The 23354-nt window shown below is 62.6% G+C and carries 20 protein-coding genes; 8 read left to right on the plus strand and 12 right to left on the minus strand.

Going from position 1 to position 23354, the window contains the following annotated elements; translation table 11 throughout:
- The first annotated feature begins 130 nt into the window (after positions 1-130).
- Positions 131-1507 (plus strand): MFS transporter, encoded by a 1377-nt coding sequence (locus GJB56_RS03255; protein ID WP_020969173.1) that lies wholly within the window; start codon positions 131-133, stop codon positions 1505-1507.
- Positions 1504-2247, plus strand: a complete 744-nt coding sequence (locus GJB56_RS03260) for a 3-hydroxybutyrate dehydrogenase (RefSeq protein ID WP_029255017.1) — start codon at positions 1504-1506, stop codon at positions 2245-2247. The genes GJB56_RS03255 and GJB56_RS03260 overlap by 4 nt, the downstream gene beginning before the upstream one ends.
- A 22-nt stretch (positions 2248-2269) precedes the next feature.
- Here GJB56_RS03260 and GJB56_RS03265 read toward each other — a convergent pair whose 3' ends face one another.
- The 5 genes from GJB56_RS03265 to GJB56_RS03285 form a co-directional block, all read right to left on the minus strand.
- Positions 2270-3154 carry an aldo/keto reductase gene (locus tag GJB56_RS03265; RefSeq protein WP_113683107.1) on the minus strand — a complete coding sequence of 295 codons (885 nt, stop codon included), beginning with the start codon at positions 3152-3154 and terminating at the stop codon, positions 2270-2272.
- A gap of 86 nt (positions 3155-3240) precedes the next feature.
- Positions 3241-4164, minus strand: a complete 924-nt coding sequence (locus GJB56_RS03270; RefSeq protein ID WP_097387552.1) for a hypothetical protein — start codon at positions 4162-4164, stop codon at positions 3241-3243.
- Entirely contained in the window at positions 4154-4627 is a 474-nt protein-coding gene (locus GJB56_RS03275; protein ID WP_113683026.1) for a serine/threonine protein kinase, read from the minus strand. Before GJB56_RS03275 ends, GJB56_RS03270 begins: the two co-directional genes overlap by 11 nt.
- Positions 4628-4950: 323 nt before the next feature.
- Positions 4951-5487: a hypothetical protein gene (locus tag GJB56_RS03280; protein ID WP_019747719.1), complete on the minus strand. Its 537-nt coding sequence runs from the start codon at positions 5485-5487 to the stop codon at positions 4951-4953.
- 17 nt (positions 5488-5504) lie between these two features.
- A complete protein-coding gene (locus GJB56_RS03285) occupies positions 5505-6446 on the minus strand; it encodes an oxygenase MpaB family protein (RefSeq protein WP_113683025.1) in 942 nt (313 codons plus the stop codon).
- 87 nt (positions 6447-6533) lie between these two features.
- Here GJB56_RS03285 and GJB56_RS03290 point away from each other — a divergent pair, with 87 nt between their 5' ends.
- Positions 6534-7103, plus strand: coding sequence for a TetR/AcrR family transcriptional regulator (locus GJB56_RS03290; protein ID WP_019747721.1), 570 nt, complete (start codon positions 6534-6536; stop codon positions 7101-7103).
- Here GJB56_RS03290 and GJB56_RS03295 read toward each other — a convergent pair.
- Entirely contained in the window at positions 7090-7881 is a 792-nt protein-coding gene (locus GJB56_RS03295; RefSeq protein ID WP_019747722.1) for a DNA-formamidopyrimidine glycosylase family protein, read from the minus strand. The genes GJB56_RS03290 and GJB56_RS03295 overlap by 14 nt on opposite strands.
- A 48-nt stretch (positions 7882-7929) precedes the next feature.
- Entirely contained in the window at positions 7930-12477 is a 4548-nt protein-coding gene (locus GJB56_RS03300) for an ATP-dependent helicase (RefSeq protein ID WP_113683106.1), read from the minus strand.
- Positions 12478-12583: 106 nt separating this feature from the next.
- On the opposite strand from GJB56_RS03300, the gene GJB56_RS03305 reads away from it, so the two are divergent.
- Positions 12584-13915, plus strand: a complete 1332-nt coding sequence (locus tag GJB56_RS03305) for an anaerobic C4-dicarboxylate transporter family protein (RefSeq protein ID WP_019747724.1) — start codon at positions 12584-12586, stop codon at positions 13913-13915.
- A gap of 24 nt (positions 13916-13939) precedes the next feature.
- Here the strand turns inward: GJB56_RS03305 and GJB56_RS03310 are convergent, their stop codons facing one another.
- Genes GJB56_RS03310 through GJB56_RS03320 form a run of 3 tightly spaced genes read right to left on the minus strand, consistent with a single transcriptional unit; the run spans position 13940 to position 16691 of the window.
- Positions 13940-15031: an N-formylglutamate amidohydrolase gene (locus GJB56_RS03310; RefSeq protein WP_113683024.1), complete on the minus strand. Its 1092-nt coding sequence runs from the start codon at positions 15029-15031 to the stop codon at positions 13940-13942.
- A gap of 34 nt (positions 15032-15065) precedes the next feature.
- Positions 15066-16070, minus strand: a complete 1005-nt coding sequence (locus tag GJB56_RS03315) for an acyl-CoA dehydrogenase family protein (protein ID WP_113683023.1) — start codon at positions 16068-16070, stop codon at positions 15066-15068.
- Between the two features lie 57 nt (positions 16071-16127).
- Complete coding sequence (locus GJB56_RS03320) at positions 16128-16691, minus strand: helix-turn-helix domain-containing protein (RefSeq protein WP_003940980.1); 564 nt, start codon at positions 16689-16691, stop codon at positions 16128-16130.
- A 134-nt stretch (positions 16692-16825) separates the two neighbouring features.
- Here GJB56_RS03320 and GJB56_RS03325 point away from each other — a divergent pair, with 134 nt between their 5' ends.
- Genes GJB56_RS03325 through GJB56_RS03335 form a run of 3 tightly spaced genes read left to right on the plus strand, consistent with a single transcriptional unit; the run spans position 16826 to position 20029 of the window.
- The gene (locus GJB56_RS03325; RefSeq protein ID WP_084325059.1) at positions 16826-18202 is read left to right on the plus strand and encodes a uracil-xanthine permease family protein; all 1377 of its coding nucleotides are present in this window, start codon (positions 16826-16828) and stop codon (positions 18200-18202) included.
- Positions 18183-19247 (plus strand): isopenicillin N synthase family dioxygenase, encoded by a 1065-nt coding sequence (locus GJB56_RS03330; protein ID WP_113683022.1) that lies wholly within the window; start codon positions 18183-18185, stop codon positions 19245-19247. The genes GJB56_RS03325 and GJB56_RS03330 overlap by 20 nt, the downstream gene beginning before the upstream one ends.
- Entirely contained in the window at positions 19244-20029 is a 786-nt protein-coding gene (locus GJB56_RS03335; RefSeq protein ID WP_113683021.1) for an alpha/beta fold hydrolase, read from the plus strand. The genes GJB56_RS03330 and GJB56_RS03335 overlap by 4 nt, the downstream gene beginning before the upstream one ends.
- On the opposite strand, the gene amaB is transcribed toward GJB56_RS03335, so the two are convergent.
- Entirely contained in the window at positions 19980-21485 is a 1506-nt protein-coding gene (amaB, locus tag GJB56_RS03340; protein ID WP_113683020.1) for an L-piperidine-6-carboxylate dehydrogenase, read from the minus strand. The genes GJB56_RS03335 and amaB overlap by 50 nt on opposite strands.
- Positions 21472-22830: a 2-oxoadipate dioxygenase/decarboxylase gene (gene hglS / locus GJB56_RS03345; protein ID WP_442792704.1), complete on the minus strand. Its 1359-nt coding sequence runs from the start codon at positions 22828-22830 to the stop codon at positions 21472-21474. Before hglS ends, amaB begins: the two co-directional genes overlap by 14 nt.
- A gap of 30 nt (positions 22831-22860) precedes the next feature.
- Between hglS and GJB56_RS03350 the strand changes: the two genes are divergently transcribed.
- On the plus strand, positions 22861-23325 hold the full coding sequence (locus GJB56_RS03350; protein WP_019747732.1) for an Lrp/AsnC family transcriptional regulator: 465 nt from the start codon (positions 22861-22863) through the stop codon (positions 23323-23325).
- Positions 23326-23354: the final 29 nt, after the last annotated feature.

Raw genomic sequence — 23354 nt, forward strand, 5'->3', positions numbered from 1 at the left:
GTGCGAGATTTGTCATTGTCGTGCCATCAATCTGCACTGATACTCATCGAGTCACAAAAAATGTGCGAGCGGTCACATTCCTGATCGTGAAGAGCAGGCGAATCGCGAACTGAAGACGAGGGAGTCCACGATGAGCGTCGACAACATGCCGAAACCCGAGAGCCAAGCCCCACCATCGGGGCTGAAGAAGGTGGTCGGCGCCTCGATGGCGGGCACCGTGGTCGAGTGGTACGAGTTCTTTCTGTACGGCACGGCGGCCACGCTGGTCTTCAGCAAGGTCTTCTTCCCCGGCGGCGGCAACGAGCTGGATGCGATCATCGCGGCTTTCATCACCTACGCCGTCGGATTCGCCGCCCGGCCACTCGGCGGAATCGTCTTCGGATACTTCGGAGACAAATTCGGCCGAAAGCAGTTGCTGCAGTTCAGTTTGCTGTTGGTCGGCGCCGCAACGTTCTTGATGGGCTGCCTGCCTACCTACGGTCAGATCGGCTACTGGGCGCCGGCAATGCTGGTCACGCTGCGCTTCATCCAAGGATTCGCGGTCGGCGGCGAATGGGGTGGGGCGGTACTCCTGGTCGCCGAGCACAGCCCGAATCGATCGCGCGGATTCTGGTCGTCGTGGCCTCAGGCCGGCGTGCCGATGGGCAACCTGGTGGCGACGGTCGTGCTGTTGATCCTGACGTCGACGCTCTCGGACGAATCCTTCATGAGTTGGGGCTGGCGCGTTGCCTTCTGGCTCTCCGCGGTGATCGTTCTGGTCGGGTACTACGTTCGGACCAAGGTCACCGATGCTCCCATTTTCATTGCGGCGCAGAAGGAAGCAGAACTGGTCAAGGCAACCTCGTACAGCGTTTTCGAGGTCGTCAAGCGTTACCCGCGCGGAGTGTTGACCGCGATGGGGCTGCGTTTCGCCGAAAACGTCATGTACTACCTCGTGGTGACCTTCTCGATCACTTACCTCAAGGTCGTCGTTCATGCGGACACGGCGCACATCCTCTGGTGGATGCTGATGGCACATGCCGTGCACTTCGCAGTGATTCCGTTGGTAGGCAAACTGTCCGACACGATCGGTCGACGCCCGGTGTACATGATCGGCGCCGTCACCGCCGGAACGTGGGGATTCTTCGCCTTCCCGATGATGAACAGCGGGCACAATGCAGTCATCTTGTCGGCAATCATCATCGGGCTCGTGTTCCACGCGTTCATGTACGCCGGCCAACCCGCGATCATGGCCGAGATGTTCCCGACTCGGATGCGCTACTCCGGTGTCTCCCTGGGTTATCAGGTCACGTCCATCGTGGCGGGTTCACTGGCTCCGATCATCGCGACCGGATTGCTCAGCAAGTTCGACTCCTCGGTCCCCATCGCGATCTATCTCCTGCTGGCATCCCTGGTCACCATCGTTGCAGTCATTTTCGCGCGGGAGACCAAGGGAATCTCGCTCGAGTCCGTCGACGCCGCTGACGCCCGTGTTCTCGCCGACGAGCGGGCCGGTGTGTCTGTATGACGCTGACCGGAAAGTCTGCTCTGGTCACCGGTGGTGCCAGCGGGATCGGCGAGGCGTGCGCTCGACTCCTTGCCGCCCGCGGCGCGCACGTGACCGTCGCCGATCTCGACGACGTCGCCGCGAAGTCGCTGGCCGACGAGATTGACGGCACGGCGTGGGCCGTCGATCTCCTCGACACCGACCAACTCGTGGATCTGTCACTCGAGACGGACATACTCGTCAACAACGCCGGCATTCAACGGGTCAGTCCTATCGAGGATTTCGACGTCGAGGACTTCCGGAAGATTCAGCGCCTCATGGTCGAAGCGCCATTCCTCCTCGCTCGGGCCGCCCTGCCGTACATGTACCGCAACAGTTTCGGTCGCATCGTGAACATTTCCTCGGTCCACGGGCTCCGCGCTTCGGCATTCAAGAGTGCATACGTCACGGCTAAGCACGGACTCGAAGGACTGTCGAAAGTTGTTGCGCTCGAAGGCGCCCCACACGGTGTCACCAGCAACTGCGTCAATCCGGGCTACGTCCTGACGCCACTGGTGCGATCCCAGATCTCCGACCAGGCAAAGGTTCACGGAATCAGTGAATCCGAGGTTGTCGAAAAGGTGATGCTCACCGAGAGCGCAATCAAACGGATGGTCGAGCCTGCGGAGGTGGCATCGCTGGTGGGCTGGTTGGCATCGACCGAGGCGTCGATGGTGACGGGGGCGTCGTACACCATCGACGGAGGGTGGAGCGCCAGCTAGACCACCCGAGCTGCTGGGTTTTTCACGCTTCGGGGATCTCGATTCCGAACTTCTCGCGAGTGATGACCTCGGGTTCGGGACCGCCGCGAACTCCGGTGTCGAGTGCGTCGATTGCGGAGAGTTCTTCGGCGGTGAGTTCGAAGTCGAACACGTCGAAGTTCTCCGCGATGCGCGAGGGAGTCACCGACTTGGGGATCACCTGGCGGCCCTGCTGGAGGTGCCAGCGGAGCATCACCTGTGCGGGAGACTTGCCGTGAGAGGAAGCGATAGCGCCGATGGCGGCGTCCTCGAGGGTTGAGCCGTGAGAGCCGTCGCGATAGAACGTGATTCCGCCGATCGGTGACCATGCCTGAGACAGAATGCCGTGATCGGCGTCGGCCTCGAGCAAGGTCGACTGCCTGAAGTATGGATGGACCTCGATCTGGTTGACCGCCGGCACTACGGACGTTGCGTCCAATAGTCGGGTGAGGTGATCCGGCATGAAGTTACTGACTCCGATGGCACGAACCATGCCGTCTGTCAGAAGTGTTTCCAGCGCCCTGTATGCGTCGATGGTGCGCTCGAACTCGCTCGGCAACGCCTGGTGAAGGATGAGGAGGTCAAGTTGCTCGACTCCGAGTTTGCCTGCGCTCTTGTCGAAGGCGTGCAAGGTCTCGTCGTATCCGTAGTCGGTGATCCAGACTTTCGTTTCGACGAAGATCTCACCGCGATCGAGACCGGATCGCCGGATCGCCTCGCCGACGCCCTTCTCGTTGCCGTAGGCCGCAGCCGTATCGATATGGCGATAACCCACCGAAAGCGCGGACTCGACTGCGGCGAGAGTTTCGTCCGGCGGGGTCTGGTAGACGCCGAAGCCCAGCGCGGGGATGTCGACGCCGTTGTTCAGTTTCAGGCTCGGGATGCTCATGTCGTCCACGGTAGCGGCGGCCACTGGTTCGGTGGGAGTGACTGCTCAGCCGGGTAACGGCAGTACCTCCCTCAACCGGCAGTACTTCAGCTCGGTTGGCAGGTGCCGCCGATGGGTAAAGCCTGCGCTCGTTCGCCTACCCAGCGGCCGATGTCGCTGAGCATCGCAGTACCGTCGGCGAAAGTGCCCGAGTCCGGCTTGGCTGCGATGGCGACAGCGAGTTGTCCGGTGCCGCTGCTGATGATCCCGAATTGGCGGACCAGATAGCCGCCGTCGTCGTCCGGCCCCCACCCACCCTTGAATCGAGCGGTTGGGATCACTCCCAGGCCCCAATGTTGGTCGGGGCTGATGCTGCCCATGAGCCCGAAGACTTCGATGGCGTCGCTCCGGCATGGCAGAGTGGCGGCGAATTGCGCTTGGACGGCAAGTGGCCATTGTGTTTGACCGAACGAGCTGAATTCTGGTCGTAGCGTGCGTGATTCCACGGTGGTGGACATGTCGCCGGAGGCCACGAGGACTGACTCGACCTTCGCTGCGGCAGTGGTCGGATCGCCGAGGCCTCGCCACAGTTCTTCGGCTGACTCGTTGTCGGAGGTGGTGATCGCCTGCTCGACCGTGGTGAGTTGTGTGTTGTCGGTTTCGTGGAGGGCTGCGATGGACAGTGGGACTTTGATGGTGGACCAGGCGACTCCGTTCTGCCACTCGCCGGCAACGAGTGACTGACCGCCGCCGACGGGCACGAGTGCGATACCCACGGCGCCGCCGAGGGTGTTGCCCAGGGCCTCGAATCCGGCGAGCGGGCCGACACCGTTGCCCGGGGCGGCAGGAGTCTCTGTCGGCTCCGGTGGAACGACGACGATCTCGGTGATCGTCTCGACCTTCTCCGACGACTCGTCTCGCGTCGGAATCGTGCAGCCCGCGAGGGCTGCTGCAGAAGCAGTGGCGAGTGCAACCGCCAGGAGTCGTCGGCGCGTCCCGCTACGAGCCTCGACGCACTGCTCAATAGACATAGACCACCGCGTTGTTTCCGCCGGTACACGTGACGACTTTGTTGCCGGCGCAGTTCATCGAGTACCGAGTTCCCGTGACCGGACTGACCGCGCTGATGGAGACCGGGCCGCCGCGTCGGCCCTGGCTCACGTACTGGTAGCGCACTTCTTCGGCGAACTCACAAGACGTCACGCTGGTGCCGACGGCGGACGTTGTGAATTCGTTGTTCGAGAACACCGATCCACAACGCGCTGCGCTGGCAGGGACCGACTCGTTGGGCGCGGGTGTGACGACGCCGTTTTGCGGCGAGGCCGCGGGTGAGGTGATCACCACGGTTTCCGTGCGTGCGGTGTTCTCGTCGGAATTGTCGTTCAAGACAAGAGGGAGAACCCATACGTAGACCACGACGGCGACGAGTGCGACTGTGACAACTCCCAGTAAGACCCACAGCCATGCATACGATTTCGGCGGGCGGGGAGGCATCGGCGAATATCCAGTGCCTTGACCGTATGGGGCCGGGGCGGGGTGTAAGCAGGCTGATGTCCCGAGTACGGCGCCTGACCGGGTGTGATGCCCGGCGGCGGAGGAGGGGGCGGAGGGAGAGGCGTCGTGTGGTTGGGGTCGTTGTTCCAGGGATACGGCGGCTGTGGTGTTGTCATTTCGGGCTGCTCCTCTGCCTACTTGATAGAAGTGGGCCGAGTTAGTCGTCGATCACCGCACATCGAAATTACCGATTGTTAGGTTTCTGCGAATTGCCCGTCTTAGTTATATACGACCGGTCTGACTTCTTTTGCACTTGTGGCTCGTCAATGAGTGAGCACTATCTTCAAGCCGACTATGAGGGTGGCGACGGCAGCGAGGCCGAAGGCTGCCAGATGTGTGTTCGTGCTGACTTTCTCGCCGTGAAGACGGCTGATCACGTAACTGGTGGATCCGATGCGCAGGATCAAGACGATTTCCGCGATCAACTGCGCCGTCCGTGGTTCCAGGAAGTTGAACCACGCCGTCGCGAGAATGGCGACAGGCACAACCGCGGAGGTGAGGATCGGGACAGAATCGCGCAGCGAGTCGATTCTCTCCGCGGTGGTGAGACGGCGGTCGTTGCGAATGCTCTCGCCGACGCTCTCGGCAAATGTGTGGGCGATGTACGTCGACAATGCCGTGCCGACCACAATCGCGGCACCCAGTGATTCCTGAGATTTTGTCACCGGGACGAGTGCGGCGAGGACAAGAATGTTGCCGTAGATGTACGCGGTGGTTCTCGCCGCCACACGTTCTTGTCCCAGCGGCGCACCGTGAGACGTGATCGGCCGGTTCAGCAGTGTTCGCAGGTCCCACTCCATGTTCAGAGCATGGCAGATCAGACCCTCGGGCTGTAGTGCATCGGATTATCTCGCTGCTCGAGCGGCGGTAGATTGCGCGCCGGTGTGTGGACCAGTGGTGCCCCGTCGGGAATTCTGCCGCTGGCTCGGTCCCACCCCGCGCGAGCGCGCGGTTGATACCGGTATCGCCACGGCACCAGGCGGAAGACGGCGTTGACGGTGCGGCCGACAGCGTTGTGAATTTTCTGATCGCGACTGGTCCACGAGTAGCCGAGAAGGTCGCGAACCGGTTGGTCGTACATGCCCACTGTCAGCCACACGAATCCGCGGGCGAGGGGAATCCGCGTGAGCCGCCACAAGGGATCGGGTAGCCACGTCATGTACGGGGGCTTTCCCAGCCCCGACAAATCCAAGACGTCGCGGGTCGCTTTGTTGTCTTCGAGTACGTTGCGGCACATGTGGTCCCAATACTCCTGAAATGCCTCCCAGGTTTCGGGAACCGGGCGCATGCTCATCCCGTACAGGCGGTACCACTGAATGTGCTCGGTGAAGAGTTGTCGTTTCTGGGCCTCGGTCAGGCCACCGGAGAAGTTCTCGGCGGTGACGATGGTGCCCATGAAGAATGTCGCGTGCGCCCAGTAGAAGGTGTCGGGATCAAGTGCGTGGTACCGGCGTCCCAGCTTGTCGATGCCCTTGATCCGTGTGTGATAGCCACGGACTTCTTCGGCTGTCTGCTGCGCGCGATCGCCGTCGAAGACGACGCCGGCAATGGGATACAGCGAGCGGTACAGCCGTTCCCAGCGCTCGTCGAAGAACTGCGAGTGCTCCTCGACCCCGGCGCCGAGACCAGGGTGCATGTTTTGCATCGAACCTGCCCAGACACCTTGGAGCATCCCGCGCCAGTCGCCGAAATACTTCCAGGTCAGGGAATCCGGACCGAGGGGAACCGGGGTGCTGCTGTCGCCAAGTTGACTACGCATGTTGTCAGATTAGGATCGACAACAGCGGTAGTCAAGGATCGAATACCGGGTGCATTGAAGGACAAGTGTCGGCGAAGTGGGGAAGTTGTGAGCATCGAAGAACGCAGGGCCACTCGAAAGGCGACGTTGTTCGACGTCGGAGTGACACTGCTCGGTGCGGTCGACGGTCCGGCCGTCAACGTGCGAGCGGTCTGCAAGGCCGCTGGTCTGACCGAGCGGTACTTTTACGAGAGCTTCACCGATCGCGATCAGTACGTTGTCGCGGTCCACACGTTTGTCGCCGAGCGCGCGCAGTCGGCGCTCGCCACGGCAGTGGAGTCCGAGACGACATCCGAGGCAGTCGCCACCGCTGCGGTCGACGCTTTCGTCAAGCTGATGGTCGACGACCCGGCAATGGGGCGAGTGCTTCTGATCGCTCCGCTCTCGGAGCCGGTGCTGAGCGGACGCGGTATCGAATCGATGCCGGCGTTCGTGGACCTGGTGTACGACCAGTTGTCCGAGATTGCTGATCCGGTGGACAAGCAGCTGGTGGCAGTCGGGCTGGTCGGGGCGTTGTTCACACTGTTCATCGGTTATCTGGACGGCTCGATCGTCGTCGAGCGCGAGCGATTTGTGCGCCATTGCGTCCGGCTGCTGATCAACGCTAACCAGGCGTGAACGGCTGGCACACGGGGCAGAAGAAGATATTTCGCTCGGTGAGCTGATCCGGTCCGAGGGTGTCTTCTCTGATGCGGGTTCCGCATCGGCGGCAAGGTTTTCCGCGTCTGCCGTACACCCACGTTTGCCTACCTGGGCGGGTGTCGCCGGTGGTGACCCGGATGCGACGCGACTTGTTGACGTTGATGGTGCGGAATGACAGATCCACAATCGCGTCGAGGTTCCCGGCGCGGTGTGTCGGCGTCTTCGGGTGAATGCCTCGTAGGAAGCAGATCTCGTTGCGGTACACGTTGCCCAGTCCGGCCATCACGCGCTGATCCAGGAGCGCGATTCCGATCGGTACGGAGTCTGCAGCGCGAAGATTCTCGACGGCCACGGAACTGTCCCAATCGGTCCCGAGCAGGTCCGGTCCGAGGTGCCCGACGGCCTCCTGTTCCTGCCCCAGTTCGAGGATCTCGGTGATTCCCAGTGAAAAGCCCACTGCTACAGAGTCTTCGGTGGCCAAGATTATGCGCGCTTGGTGGGCGGGTCTGCGCCAGCGCTCGCCGGGGCGATAAATCTGCCACTGACCCTCCATCTTCAGATGCGTGTGAATGGACGCTTCGCCCACGCGGATCAGCAGATGCTTTCCGCGGCTGGCGACGGAATCCACACGATGACCCGACAGATCCACGGTGGCATAGCGAGGAACGCGGACATCGCAAGTGGTGAGTACCTTCTCGGCCAGGGCAGCGCGCAGATCGTTGGCGGCCCGCCACACGGTATCGCCCTCAGGCATGGTCGCCGCTCCAGCACTTCACGATCGCAACCATCATGACCTCAATCCTCATGATCTCAACCGGAATCCGCGAGGAGTGGCGGCGAAGCCGGCTTCGACCAGGACGGGAGCAAAATCGTTGCCGTGGATGGTCTCTCCGTCGACCTTCTCCACTACCAACTTGTCGACAGCGCGAGAAGTCACCTTCTGGGCAAGCGACAGCGCTGCCAGGCGCAAAGTTCCGCCGTCGTCGGTGAATGTCAGGATGGTGCGACCGCCGCGCTCGACGAACAGAACCAACTCGCCCTCCACCAGAACGACCAGTGCTCCCGCCTTACGTCCGGGTCGGTGTCCGGGTGACTCTTCGCCCCCCGACGCCGGCCACGGCAGTGCTGCGCCGTATGGATTGGCCGGGTCGCACGCCGCGAGAGTGACTGCAGCCGAGGAGGTGTGGCGCCCCTCGATGGAATCACCGAACGTGCGCAAGCGGTCGACCACGGGAGGCGTCGAGAATTGAGCGCCGCCCAGGGTGTCCACGAAGTATCCGCGTCGAGCGCGCCCGTTGTCCTCGAATGTGCTCAGTACCTTGTAGATCAACGCGAAACCGCCCGGCACGTTCTCGCTCATCACCGATCCGCGGGTGACGACGCCGTACCGTTCGAGCAACAGATCGGCCGTGGCGTGCGCCCGGATGGTCGGGTCCGGTTCGATGGCCGGCAGCTGGAACCACCGACCGGAGGCGGTTGCCGGTCCCGTGCGAGCCGGGGTTGAAGCGCGCGCCATTCCGCGGTACGGACGGGCACGAGGAACACGTCGAGGCGATCGGTGACTTGTGGTGGTTCTGGTGGTGTCCGAGAGAAGTGCGCGCAGCGGTGCGACGGTGTCGTTACCGATGTGTCCGAGCCACACCAACTCCCACAGTGCCGTCGTCACCGCACTGTCGACCGTGTCTGCAGCCGACTCCGTAGTTTGCAACGCGTCGACCAACTGGCGGAAGAAGTAGGCACCGCCGCCGGACAGCAGGTCGAGGATGCGCTTCTGCAACTCCGAGACATCGGTGTCGGCGGGCGAATTGAGCGTGATCGGTGCCAGGTCGGCGGGGTGCAGAACTACCCACCCGTCTTTGCCGGAGATTGCTCCGGATCCGGACCACAGGACTTCACCCGTCGAGGTGAGTTCGTCCAACATCGCGGGGGAGTAGTCGGCGACTCGGCTCGGCAGGATCAACGATTCGAGAGCGGACGCCGGAATCGGAACGCCGGCAAGTTGATCGACTACCGTTGCAACACCGTCGATTCCGCGCAGCGTGCCGCCCACATGCTGCCAACCGGGAAGGAAACGTCCGAGCGTTGCGGTACTGACCGGCTCGACCTCTTGCCGTGCCGCGGCGAGCGAGCGACGCCTCAAGCGGCGCAGGACTTCGGCGTCGCACCATTCGCTCCCAGTTGCAGACGGGCGGAATTCTCCTTCGAGAACACGCTTTTCGAGCGCGAGCCGACCGAGAACGTCACGCGCGACGGATACTCCGATACCGAAGCGTGCAGCCGCATCCGTGAGAGTGAATGGTCCGTGAGTGCGTGCGTATCGGCTCAGGAGGTCGTCGAGTGGCTGATCGACCGGCTCGATGAACGCGGCCGGAACCCCGATGGGTAGGGGAACGCCGAGTCCATCGCGAAGGCGCGCTGCATCTTCGACGACGGTCCACCAACTCTCGCCCGCATAGGAGACGTGGAGGGCACGTTTGTCTGCGACCAACTTGTCGAGCCACGAGACCGGATCCTCGAGACAGCGTTCCGTGACTTCTTCGGTGGTCAGCGGGCCGAGCATGCGGAGGAGGTCGGCAACGCCCTCGAGGTCCTTGGCCTTGCGGTCCGGAGCGAGACGTTGCAGTTCACGTTCTGCCTGCTCGATCACTCCGGCGTCGAGCAGCTCGCGCAGTTCGACGCGGCCGAGGAGTTCGGCCAACAGCGTGGAGTCCAACGACAGTGCGGCGGCGCGTCGCTCGGCCAGGGGGCTGTCGCCCTCGTACATGAACGCGCCGACGTAGTTGAACAGGAGCGCACTCGCGAATGGTGAAGGCGAGGGCGTCTCCACTTCGACTATTCGAATCTGGCGCCGTTCGATCTTGCCGAACAATTCCTTCAGTGCCGGCAGGTCGTAGACGTCCTGCAAGCACTCACGCACGGTCTCGAGCAGGATCGGGAATGTCGGGAACTTGCGGGCGACGTCCAGCAGTTGCGCCGACCGCTGACGTTGCTGCCACAGTGGGGCACGCTTGCCGGGATTGCGGCGTGGGAGAAGCAGTGCGCGGGCGGCACATTCGCGGAATCGGGAGGCGAACAATGCCGAGCCACCCACCTCCTGGGTGACCAGATCTTCGATGTCCTCGACGTCGAAGGTGAACAGTTCGGCGCCGGGAGGTTCGTTCTCGGTGTCGGGGAGACGGATGATGATGCCGTCGTCGGAGGCCGTCGGACTGGAATCGACGCCGTATCGTTCCTGCAAGCGGGCCCCGATGGCGAGGGCCCACGGTGCGTGAACCCGTTGGCCGTACGGGGAATGCAGCACCAGACGCCAATCGCCGAGTTCGTCGCGGAAGCGCTCGACAACCAGCGTTCGATCCGACGGGACCTGCCCGGTGGCATTCTTCTGCTCACCGACGAGTTGGATCAGATTGGTTGTGGCGTTGTGATCGAGCCCGCCCACGCGACAACGCTCGACGACGTCGGCTTCGTTACCCAGCGCGGTCTCTCGAACGAATTGTCCCAACGCCTGTCCGAGTTCGGCAGGGCGACCGAGTCCGTCGCCATGCCAGAAGGGCAAACGACCGGGCATGCCGTAGGCGGGGCTGACCAGAACCCGATCGAAGGTGATCTCCTCGATCCGCCAACTGGTGGCGCCGAGCGCAAAGACGTCGCCTACCCGGGATTCGTAGACCATTTCTTCGTCGAGTTCGCCGACTCTTGATGCTTTCTCACCGACCATGTAGACCGTGAAGAGGCCGCGGTCGGGGATGGCGCCGCCGGAAGTGACTGCCAAGCGCTGCGAACCCGGGCGGCCCGTCAGAGTGTTGGACTCGCGATCCCAGACCAGGCGCGGACGTAATTCGGCGAACTCGTCCGAGGGGTACCGCCCGGCGAGCAGATCCAGAGTCGACTCGTAGGCCGAACGGGGAAGCGTTGCAAAGGAACCGCTTCGGCGCACCGTCTCGAACCAGTCGTCGACGTCGATCGGTTCCAGAGCGGTGGCCGCAACAGTTTGCTGGGCAAGGATGTCGAGGGGATTGGCGGGAACGGCCATCGCCTCGATCTTGCCTTCGACCATGCGCTCGACGGTCACCGCGCAGTGAATCAGGTCGGTGCGATGTTTGGGGAAGACGACGCCTCGTGAGATCTCGCCGACCTGGTGGCCGGCGCGACCGACACGTTGCAGGCCGCTGGCAACCGAAGGCGGCGCCTCCACCTGGATGACCAAGTCGACGGCGCCCATGTCGATTCCGAGTTCGAGACTGCTGGTGGCGACGACGCATCGCAATCGACCCGATTTGAGATCGTCTTCGATGAGGGCTCGCTGGTCTTTGCTGACCGATCCGTGGTGGGCGCGAGCAAGGAGGGGTTCTGCGCCGTAGTTGACCTCGGTGGGAGCTCCGATCTGCGCGGGCGGGCGAGGTGTTTTCTCGACGGCCAGACCGATGCGTTCTGCATGAATCTCGTTGAGCCTGGCTGTCAATCGTTCGGCGAGGCGCCGAGAGTTGGCGAACACGATGGACGATCGGTGATCGAGCACGAGGTCGACGATCTGTTCCTCGACGTGGGGCCAGATCGAACCGGCTTGCGGGGTGGGGGATTCGGAACCGTCGGCGGGCGTCGCGATACCCAATTCGGTCATGTCCTCGACGGGGACACGGACCGTGAGATCGAAGGTCTTGGCGGCAGGCGGTGCCACGATTCGGATCGGTGCCGAACCGGCGAGGAACCGCCCGATCTCCTCGTGGGGACGGACAGTGGCCGACAATCCGATGCGTTGCGCCGGACGCTCGAGCAAGCCGTCCAGACGTTCCAGAGAGAGCGCAAGGTGCGAGCCGCGCTTGGTACCCGCCACCGCGTGAACCTCGTCGACGATCACGGTGTCGACGCCGACCAGTGTTTCCCGGGCAGCGGAGGTGAGCATGAGGAACAACGACTCCGGCGTCGTGATCAGGATGTCCGGAGGACGCTTGATCAACGAGCGCCGATCGGCCTGGGACGTATCGCCGGAACGGACACCGACGGTGATCTCTGGCGGGGTGAGGCCCAGACGTTTCGCAGTTTGTGTGATGCCGACCAGCGGCGCGCGAAGGTTCCGTTCGACGTCCACTCCCAGCGCTTTGAGTGGCGAAATGTAGAGGACTTTGGTGGCGCGTTCGCCTTCGTCCTTCGCGGCGAGTTGATCGAGGGCCCACAGGAACGCCGACAATGTCTTGCCGGAGCCGGTGGGTGCGACGACAAGTGTGTGAGAGCCACTCGCGATGGATTCCCAGGCACCGAGCTGCGCAGCAGTCGGAGCGCTGAAAGCGCCGCCGAACCACTCGCGTGTGGCGGGCGAGAACCTACTGAGGACGTTGGTCACGACCACCATATTGCCCCTTCCCACCGACAGCGTGTTCGTGCCCGCAGCCGAAGTGCAGAGCATACTATTTGCCCTGTTATAGCGATTCTCTTGTCATCGAGAAGGCGAGTGCCTGATGGAAGCAGTCAAGATTGTCCTCGAGCTGGCGGTAGTGCTCGGGGCGATTGTCATGGGTACCAGATCGAGCGGTGTCGCTCTCGGTCTGTGGGGCGGCGCAGGTGTTGCCGTCCTCGTGTTCGTCTTCGGAGAGGACGTCGGCAGTCCGCCGGTCGACGCTCTCCTCATCGTCCTGTCCGTTGTCCTCGCGTCGTCGATGATGCAGGCGGCCGGTGGTATCGACTGGATGGTCACCATCGCGGCCAAGTTGATCGAATCTCGCCCGAAACAGATCACGCTGATCGCGCCGTTGGTGTCATTCCTGTTCTCGGTCGGTGCCGGTACGTCCAACATCCTCTACCCGCTGCTCCCTGTCATCTACGACGTCTCGTACAAGAACGGTGTGCGGCCGTCACGGCCGCTGTCGCTGTCGGTTGTCTCGACCGGTGTGGCGCTGGCGTGTAGTCCGGTGTCCGCGGCGATGGCGGCGATGGTCACGCTGACCGACGTGCCGCCTTACGATTTCGAACTCATCGACATCATCAAGATCACCTTCCCGGCCGCTGTTGTCGGCATCGTCCTCTCCTCCATCGCGGTCAACAGGCTCGGTAAGGATCTCGACGACGACCCGGACATACAGGCGAAGATGAAGTCGGGCGAATTGGCCGGACCTGGTGCAGCGTCCAAGACCGAACTCGTCTCGACGAAGACCGGACGAAACGCGGCACTGATCTTCCTGGCCGGCGTTCTGGCCATCGTGATCTTCGGCCTGTTCAAGGGAATTCGCCCCGAAGCCGCCGACGGTACCCCGATGGGGATGACACCGATCATCGAAATGCTGATGTTCGTCGTGGGTACGTTGATCCTGCTGGTGTGCCGCCCGAACGTTGCCGACGTGCCCTCGTCGACGGTGTTCCGTGCCGGCATGGTCTCGGCCATCGCGCTGTTCGGTCTGGCATGGCTGACGGACACGTTCATCAGCGCACATTCGGAGCTGATCACGAGCACCGTCGGCGACTGGGTCAACGCCGCGCCATGGATCTTCGCGCTCGGTGTCTTCCTGGTCTGTGTCCTGACAACCAGCCAGTCGACCGCGACGAGGACCATCGTGCCGATCGGTCTCGCTGCCGGGATTGCACCCGGCCTGGTGAGCGGCATGTGGGCCGGAGCGTTTGCCGGTGTCTATCTGTTGCCGACAAACGGTTCGCAGATCGCAGCTGCGAACTTCGACCTCTCGGGCAGCACGAAGCTCGGCTCCAAGCTCGTCGACCACTCGTTCTTCCTGCCGACCATCATCTTGGCCGTCACGACGATTGCGGCCGGCGCGGTGTTCGGAGTGGTGCTCGGCTGAGTCAGCCTGAGTGATATTGCTGAGTCAGCTGTTGCGGTAGTGGTCCCAGCTCGCCTTGCACGCGTGGGCGAGCTGGTCCACCCGTTCGGCGTCGGGTGTAGGCCAATCGAGGCCGGGTTTCATGATGTATGCGGCCAGTTCGTCTCCCAGTAGGAATTCTCGTTTGAATTCGGCCTGAACCGCGCTCAACGTGATCCCGGCTTCGGCAGCGCGGGCGCTCAATTCGGCGAATCGCGCTCCGGCTCGGATGATTTCGAAACTGCCGAGGTACGGCTGATTGAGAGCGACGGCATCTGGATCGTCGACCTGAAATCCCTTGCGATGTGAGACCGCAAGTGTGCGAATGAGCTCCGGATCCATCGTCACGGGATTGTCGCCGCGTCGATTGCCGTGGTGGTCGCCACGATTGGAGAGTGCGACGACGTCGGGGAGTCGATCTGCTTCCGGCCGTTCGACATTGACGGCGCCGTCCCGCCGGGTGGTGTGGTTCATCGTGTCGTGGAACGACAACGTCGTGAACGATCGACCGAGTTCGAAGCTCTTCTCCACCATGGCTTCGATCAGTGCGTCGCGAGTTCTTTCGTAGACACCCAAACCGTGTTCGGCTGTCTCGGTGAAGGTCTCGGCGAGGTTCTTCCAGCCCGCGTCGTCGGTCGGCTCGAGCAACAGGGGGTAGAACGAGAAGGTGACAGGGCGAACTGCGTCGACGCCGGTGAGGTCTGCTTTGTTGCCTGCACCGGCCTTGTGGACGCGGGCGAAGGCTTCGCGCAGTGACGCTTCCAGGTTTTCGGGCTTCGCACGGTTGGGATCGCGAATCATGCGAGGGTGCGGATTCTCCACGTACACGATGCGCGAATCTATTTCGGACCAACGGCGCACGATGGGACTGGTGGACATGTCGGTGAAGTCGAATTGCAGCCGCTGTGTGAACTCGGGTGCGAGAAAACGTGAGAGTTCTGCTGGAATCGCGGAACCCGAGTGTGGGCAACTGACAAGAAGGTCGGCTTCGGCGATGGCGTCGTCGAGACTGCGGGAGTCGCGATCGGCATAGAACGTCAGGTCCTCCGGCGTGAACACGGTTCCGGCCGGGATGAGTACTGGTTCTCCACTGGTCATGAGCCCCAGCGTAATCGAGTGCAACCGTGCAGACTCAGTATCCGCTGAGTCGTTCCACGAGAGCTGTCTTGATCTCCGGTCGACCAGCCGCGACAAGAGTGAAGGTGGCTTCTCGCATGAGCCGCTCGGGGGTGTTGCTGCCGACGAGGGCGCGGCTTCCGGTCGCAGTGACGAGCGCGGCCGATGCTCGTATCGCAAGTTCCGATGCGCGGGCGCGTGCGGCCGACATGTCGCCGCCGCCGCGCAGTGCTGCATCGAGATCGGCGCGCGCCCGGGCGGCTTGTTCTTCGAACGCGTCGGCGTCGACTCCCAGATCCGCGAGTTCGGTCACGGCGCGGCGGGTGATGCCCATGGCCATCGCGCCGTTGAGCCACAAGCCGGGGAGTTGGGTGCTCTGGAACTGTTCGTCGCTGACGACAGCACAGACGTCGGTATCGGGAATTTCGAAAGCGTCGAACACGATTCGGACGGTGTTGCTCCCGCGCGCCGCGATCAGTGGAAGCTCCTCGATCGTCAGACCCGGGGCCTCGCCCACCGGTACGACGGAATGAACGATGGAATTGTCGAACTCGTCGCGCGCCGACACCAAGAGAACATCGACGATGCCCCAACCGGTGACGAAGGGTGCGATCCCGTCGAGGACGTAGCCGTCGTTCACCCGCTTGGCCCACAGGGGCGGTGGGCGGGGGATGGCGCCGGCATAGGCAACCCCACCGCGAATCGTGCCGGAAACCAGACCGTCCCAGTATTGTTCGCGCAGAGACGTATTGGTACTCGCTGCCAGGGCCCCGACGACGCCGTGATGCTGCATCCAGGTGAACGTCGTCGCGAGGCAACCGCCGCACAAGGTTTCGAGGACCTCGACCAGTTCTTCGCTGCTGGGGCCACCGTCACCGAGGGCGGCGATGCCGTAGAAGCCGTCGGCGGCGAGCGCGTCGAAATGGCTGCTGGGGATTTCTCCGTCGGCGTCGACGCTGTCGGCGACGGGAAACAGAACGGTATCGGCGATCTCACGCGCAAGTTCCGGCCACTTGGTCACGCTGTCAGGGTAAGCCGCGAGCCGGGGTTGTGGTGTGGAACTGCAGCGGTGGCGTATCTAGAAGGACGGCGGTGAACTCACGATGAGGAATCTCGCAACTGCAGCGGTGCGATTGAACCACCGATGCGGGATGGTCGAGGTGTAGAGGAGGGTATCGCCGACATGAAGAACGTGATGCTCGTCCAGCCCGACCTCGACCTCGACAGATCCTTCGAGAACATGAATGAATTCTTCGCCGGCATGCTCGGTGTGCTCACCTGCCTCGGAGTGAGGTGCTGCCGTGATCTCGTTGGGTTCCATGGTCCGTGAACCGGTCGAGCAGAATCGGATCACCGAATCGTGTGCCAGTTCGAAGGTTCGCCCCTCGCCGGCGCGGACGAGGCTGGACGGAGTTCGCTCGCCCTGTGCCAAGAGTGAGTGCGCCGTGGTGCCGAGCGATTGCGCGAGGCGATGAAGGTTCATGACGCTGGGTACTGCGTGCCCGTTTTCGGTTTGGCTCAGGAATGGCTGCGACAACCCTGACTTCACGGCAACCTCACGCAACGTCAAACCGGCTTCTTTTCTCGCTGTCCGCACGGCTGCCCCGATTGCGGTCGCTATCGCTCTCTGGTCGTCGTCCATGTGCCGAAGATAGCAGTGCTCTGGTGAAAGTTTTGATTACACAGACGAAACAAATTCGACCACGGTAAGAAATTATCGACGTGCTGAATAGTCCCGTACACGAAACACTTCCAGCTTCGGACGGAGATCGGCGCATGGCCATCCATCCAGTCGACCAGCGGCTCCCCATTGCCCGCCAGTCTGCTTTTGCTCTTCAGCACGTCCTCATCATGTACACCGGTTGCATCACGGTTCCGCTGGTTTTCGGTGCCGCAGTCGGGCTGGACCGCAGCACGGTCGCGATGCTGATCAGTGCGGACTTGCTCGTTGCAGGCATCATCACGATCATTCAGAGCCTGGGCGTCGGCAAGGTTGCCGGTGTCCGCCTGCCGATCGTCTGCGGTGCGACGTTCGCCGGGCTGACGCCGATGATTCTGATCGCCAAGGAGTACGGCCTGCAGGCCGTGTACGGGTCCATGCTGGTCGGTGGCGTGGTCGGCATAGCGTTGGCCGTCCCGTTCGCCAAAATCGTCCGATACTTCCCACCCCTGGTCACCGGCGTCGTCCTCACAGTCATCGGCATCTCGTTGATCGGTGTCGCGGGAGGACTGATCGTCGGAAACGACCCGACCTCCCCGTCGTTCGCCGATCCGAAGAACCTGGCGCTGGCTGCCGCAGTCGTTGTGGTCGCGGTGGCGTTCATCTGCCTCGGTCGCGGGATGTGGACGCAACTCGGTGTACTGATGGCACTGGTGATCGGTACCGTGATCGCCATCCCGATGGGTCTGATCGATCTGAGTGGCGTCGGCGGCTCGGCCTGGGTGGGCTTCCCGATGCCGTTCCACTTCGGCGCTCCGGAGTTTCCCGTCACCGCCGTGGTGGCGATGAGTATCGTCATGGCAGTCGTCTTCGCAGAATCGACGGCGAGCATGCTGGCGGTCAGCGAGATCACCGGAAAGCCTTTGAAAAAAGCAGATCTCGCACGCGGGCTGGTGGCCGACGGCATGTCGGGAGTTCTGGGCGGAATCTTCAATGCCTTTGTCGACACCGTTTTCTCGCAGAATGTCGGCGCCGTTGCCACGACCCGGGTGTACAGCCGGTACGTGACCGCTACCAGCGGTGCCATTCTGATCGTTCTCGGCCTCATCCCGCGAATGGGTGAAGTGGTTGCAGCCCTGCCGGATCCGGTGGTCGGCGGCGTCGGAATCATCTTGTTCTCCACTGTCGCCGTGGTCGGAATCAACACACTGCGCAAGGTCGATCTCAGTGACCCGATCAACACCACGATCGCCGCCGTATCGGTGGGGATCGGTATTCTGCCGGAATTTGCGGAGGGGATGTTCGAGCGATTCCCCTCCTCGGCTCAGATCCTCCTCGGTAGCGGCATCACGTTGGCTGCGGCCTCTGCCTTTTCACTCAATCTGCTGTTCAATCACACCCGACTCGGTGAACTCGCGAGGCGATCGCGAGAGAGCCTTCCTGAACCCGCTACCAGCTCTGCAGGAGACGCCAGTGTCACAGTCCCAGTCTGATCCCTTCGAAGTTCCCGTCATCGACATCTCGCCCTACGCGCTCGGTGGTGCCGACCAGGACAAGGCGCGAGTGGCCGCCGAAGTCGACCATGCCTGTCGGACTGTCGGTTTCATCCAGATTCGGGGCCACGGTGTTCCGACCGATGTTTCTTCCGGCCTCGCCGAAGCCATGGACGACTTCTTCGGACTGCCGATGGAGACGAAGTCGGGCTACCGAATCGAGGGCGCGAATCGTGGGTACAGCCCGCCCAAGAGCGAGTCGCTGAGCTTGAGCCTCGGCGTCGAATCCGCGACTCGGATGAATGACTTCTTCGAGGCCTTCAACGTCGGAACCGAAGCCAGATCATTCACCGAACTCGAACTGTCGGAGGATGATTACGGAATCAATCTGTGGCCCGCAGTGCCAGGTTTCACGGAACGAGTGGAGAATTACTATGCCCATGGCGAGCGGGTGGCACGCACACTGACCACCATTTTCGAAGATGCGCTCGGTCTGACCCCAGGATTCTTCGAGTCGATCACCGATCATTCCATCGACGTACTGCGGATGAACAACTACGCATTACCCGAAGGGACGGTGACATTGGACGGTGAGTTGAAGGGTATGGGCGAACATACCGATTTCGGGCTGGTCACCGTGCTGTGGGCGGATCAGGTCGAAGGTTTGCAAGTACTCGGGAGCGACCGACGCTGGCACGATGTCTGGCCGGTCGACGGCGCGCTACTGGTCAATCTCGGGGATCTCACCGCGCGACTGACCAACGACAGGTGGATGTCCACGCTGCACCGAGTTGCGCCTCCGGTGGTGAACGGCACCATCAAGCGTCGGCGATCGGCGGCCTTCTTCCACGACGGAAACGTCGACGCGGTGATTGCGACTCTGCCGAGTTTTCAGGACGACTCCGGCTTGGAGTACGAATCCATTACCGTTCGCGATCACATCAAGGCCAAATTGGCCGGGTCGAGGCAGGGAAAGTCCAACGCCGCCGCAGGTCGTGAGGCGGCTCGGGTACTTTCGGCTGCAGAGCTCGAGATCAAGCAGTGAGTGCACGGAACATCGTCCTCATCCACGGAGCGTGGGCCGGCGGTTGGGTCTGGGATCGTGTGTGTGGCCCACTGACATCGGCCGGCTTCAATCCCGTTGTGGTGGAGCTTCCAGGCTCGGGAAGTTGGAACCCCGACGACGTGATCGATCTCGACGTAGTTGCCGAACATGTTGTGGCAGTCGTCGAGTCCCTGGACGGGCAGTGCACCCTCGTCGGTCACTCCGGCGGAGGCATCGTGGCCTCGCAGGTGGCTGAGTTACTGCCTTCGCGGGTAGCGGGTCTTGTTTACGTCGCGGGGATGATGCTTCCATCGCAGATGGACTTCGGGATGCTCTGCATCGAAGTCGGTCTGGCAAGTCCGGTCGGGATCTCACGTTGGTTGGTCCCCGTGGACGACGGGAATGCGACGGTGGTTCCGCCCGAAGCCGGTGCCGCTGTGTTCTTCCACGAAGCGCCGGTGGCTGATGCGATCTTCGCCGCCCGCATGCTCGTTCCACAACTGGAGTCGGCCCGCCTGATGGCACCCGTCTGGACGGAAGAACGATTCGGAACCGTCCCGCGTTTGTATGTCGAATGCACGCTCGATCGAACCGTGCCGATCGAAGCTCAACGTGCCATGCAAAAACTTGTTCCCGGTGCCCAGGTGGTCAGCCTGGACACCGACCACGCCCCGCAGTTGTCGGCGCTCCCGGAGTTGATCGAAGCGATCGCCGATTTTGCCCAGAACGCGTTCAGCCGAACTCGACGCCTTGAGCCAGCGGCAACTGGTCCGAGTAGTTGACGGTATTGGTGGCTCGGCGCATGTAGGCCTTCCATGAATCCGAACCCGATTCGCGTCCGCCGCCCGTCTCCTTCTCGCCGCCGAATGCGCCGCCGATCTCCGCACCGGACGTTCCGATGTTCACGTTCGCGATGCCGCAATCGGAGCCGTCGGCGGCGAGGAAGCGCTCTGCTTCTCGCTGATCGAGTGTGAAGATCGAGGATGAAAGTCCTTGAGGTACACCGTTGTGCAGCGCAATAGCGTCGTCGAAGTCGGTGTAGGTCAAGACATAGAGGATGGGTGCAAATGTTTCCGCCCGTACCACCTCGGTCTGTGCGGGCATGCGAACGAGAGCAGGTGTCACGTAGAACCCGGATTCGCCGACGCGATCACCGCCACACACCACGGTTCCGCCGTCGCCGCGCGCGGCCGAGAGGGACTTCTGCATTGCCTCGTACGCGGCTTCGTTGATCAGCGGTCCGACCAGAACACCGGAATCGAAGGGACTACCGACCTGGAGTTGCGCGTACGCGGACGCAATGCGGTCGACGACGTTGTCGGCGATCGACTCGTGAACGATGAGTCGGCGCAGTGAGGTGCAGCGCTGCCCGGCAGTTCCCGCGGCGGAGAAGACAATTCCGCGCACGGCAAGCTCGAGATCCGCCGACGGCGTGACGACCGCGGCGTTGTTCCCACCCAACTCCAGAAGACTTCGTCCGAAGCGCGCGGCGACCCGCGGAGCCACGGCGCGGCCCATCCGCACGGAACCCGTGGCGCTGACCAAGGCCACGAGTGGGTTGTCCACCAGCGCCTCACCGACGTCACGTCCGCCGATGACCAACTGGTGCACGTCGATCGGTGCTTCACAATCCGCGAGCGCACGCCGCATGAGCGCATGACATGCCAGAGCGGTCAACGGAGTGGTTTCCGAAGGCTTCCAGACGACGGAGTCGCCGCAGACCAGAGCAATGGCGGTATTCCACGACCACACCGCTACCGGAAAGTTGAACGCAGAGATGACCCCGACAACGCCGAGCGGGTGCCACGTTTCCGACAACCGGTGGCCGGGACGTTCGGACGGCATGGTGCGCCCGTAGAGCTGCCTGGAGAGACCGACCGCGAACTCACAGATGTCGATCATCTCCTGTACCTCGCCGAGAGCTTCCGAGGTGACCTTGCCTGCCTCCAGCGTCACGATCTCCGCGAGATCCTCCTTGTGCTCGGTAAGTAGGCTGCCCAGCCGCCGCACGACCGCGCCGCGCGCCGGAGCGGGGACGGTGCGCCAGGTGAGGAACGCTCGATGAGCCGCCTCGACGGCGTCGTCGACCTCTCGGCCGGAGTGCTGCCGGACCGTACGCAGCTGTGTGCCGGTGATCGGCGTGTGTGCGCTCAGATCACCGGCGGGCCACTCGACACCGCAGGCAGCGAGGGCTCTCTCGGCGCGATCGGCGAGGCTCGAAGGATCAGGCAGGTTCACGGGGAGTCCTCTGTGTTTGAAGGCGGGAGTGTTTGTAGGCGGGAGTGTTTGTAGGCGGGAGTGGTTGTTGGCGGGAGTGGTTGTTGGCGGGAGAAAGCAGGGCACGTGATGCCTCTTGTTGTGCGCGGTACAGCTCGAACGGATCTTCGATGGTGCGGTCGATGGCGCCCTCCAATCGATCCTGCCCGTATTCGGCGCCGGGCGCATCGGAAACGAATCCGGTCACGGAATCGAGATTGGACGCGAAGATCCCGGCCGCGGATGCCGGTAGGAAGTCCTCGTAGACGATCGGGTCGCGGACGACAACAGTTCCTTCGTTTCGGTACGTGAAGTACGCCAACCCCGCGTCGTCGAGTCCGTCCTCGGTGTGCGGAAATTCGCTGTCCCAGTCGGCGTCCGCGGGCCTTGCGATCAGTCGGTCGTAGATTGCACGCCCGCTGCGGGTCAACGCGATTCCGCGTGCCTCGACCTCGCCGAATCTGACGCGGACAGGTTCTGTGGTGACCGATCCGTCCGGCCGGCGAAAACGTCTGTCTTCGGCGAGTGCGCGAAACGACGTCTGCCGCAGAAGCAGTGGCGGTCCATTCCATCTCGGCGGGCCTTGGATGCGGTCGATCATGGTGATGCCGCGCTCGGTCATTCGGCGGTACAACTCGTCGATGTCGAGCACTCGCGGGGTGAGGTGGTTGACATGTGTCGAGCTCTGGCCGGCGATGTCTGCGGCGACAGGTGAGATCGCGGCAAGTTCGCGATACCAACCGGCGTCGATGGGATCGGTGCCGAGCCGAAACGCCGAGGTCGCCGCTTCGACGAATTGTGTCGCCTCGGGCTCCGGTAGGCCGCACTCGCGGTTCGCTTGCCGTGCCCACTGCAGAAGTTCTGGAGAGAACAGGGTGCGGCGACGCAGGAACCCGGTGATCCGACGCTCGAGGTCGGTGTCGAAGAACCTGGAATCGGAGCCGGTCAGTACCGAAGTGAAAACACGGAACGGGTTCCGGGCGAGTTGGGCAGGGTCGGTGGGGCGAAAGGCCGTCGAGACAACGGGAATGGGGGAGTCGGTGAGCCGGAGGTCGTAGTAGCCGACCGGAAACATACCGAATCCGCCGAAGACGGTGGCTACGTCACGTAGTTCGTCGAGAGTCCCCAGTCTGATGGCGCCGTGACGCTCGGCGCTGACTCTCGCCAGGCTGCCCAGGCGCTCCGCCGAATCCGGATGCTCGGCGGCAAAATCACGGTTCACCTGCATCGTTACATCTACCAAGGTGTTGTAAGCGGGGACCTCGTCCCCATACATCTTGGCGAGGGCCGCTGCGAACCGTGCACGTAGCTCCCAGGTTTCAACCATACGAATGTCCGATTGCGTTAGCCTGCGCAGGTGCGAGAAACAGAAACCAGTGACGCTGCCGGGGTTCCGGTCGACGAAACCGATCGACTTTTGATGCGTGAATTGGTCTTGGACGGCCGTGCCACTCTCGCGAGTCTTGCTGAGAAGGCCGGACTCTCGATCTCTGCAGTCCAGTCGAGAGTGCGTCGATTGGAGTCTCGCAAGGTGATCCGTGGCTACTCGGCGAAGATCGATCCGGAGGCACTCGGTCATAATCTGTCCGCATTTGTCGCGATCACTCCTCTCGATCCTTCGCAGCCCGACGATGCGCCTGCTCGCTTGCGTCATCTACCGGCCGTCGTCTCGTGTCACTCCGTGGCCGGGAGCGAAAGCTACGTCCTCCTGGTCCGGGTGGCGTCACCTCGCGCGTTGGAACGATTGCTGCAGGAGATCCGTACGGCAGCCAACGTCAACACGCGAAGCACCATCATCCTACAAACTTTTTACGACGAATGACGGGTGTTCCGTAACTTTTACGGCTTCCT

It is taken from the genome of Rhodococcus sp. AQ5-07 (assembly GCF_009707305.1).
GTDB lineage: Bacteria > Actinomycetota > Actinomycetes > Mycobacteriales > Mycobacteriaceae > Rhodococcus_F > Rhodococcus_F erythropolis.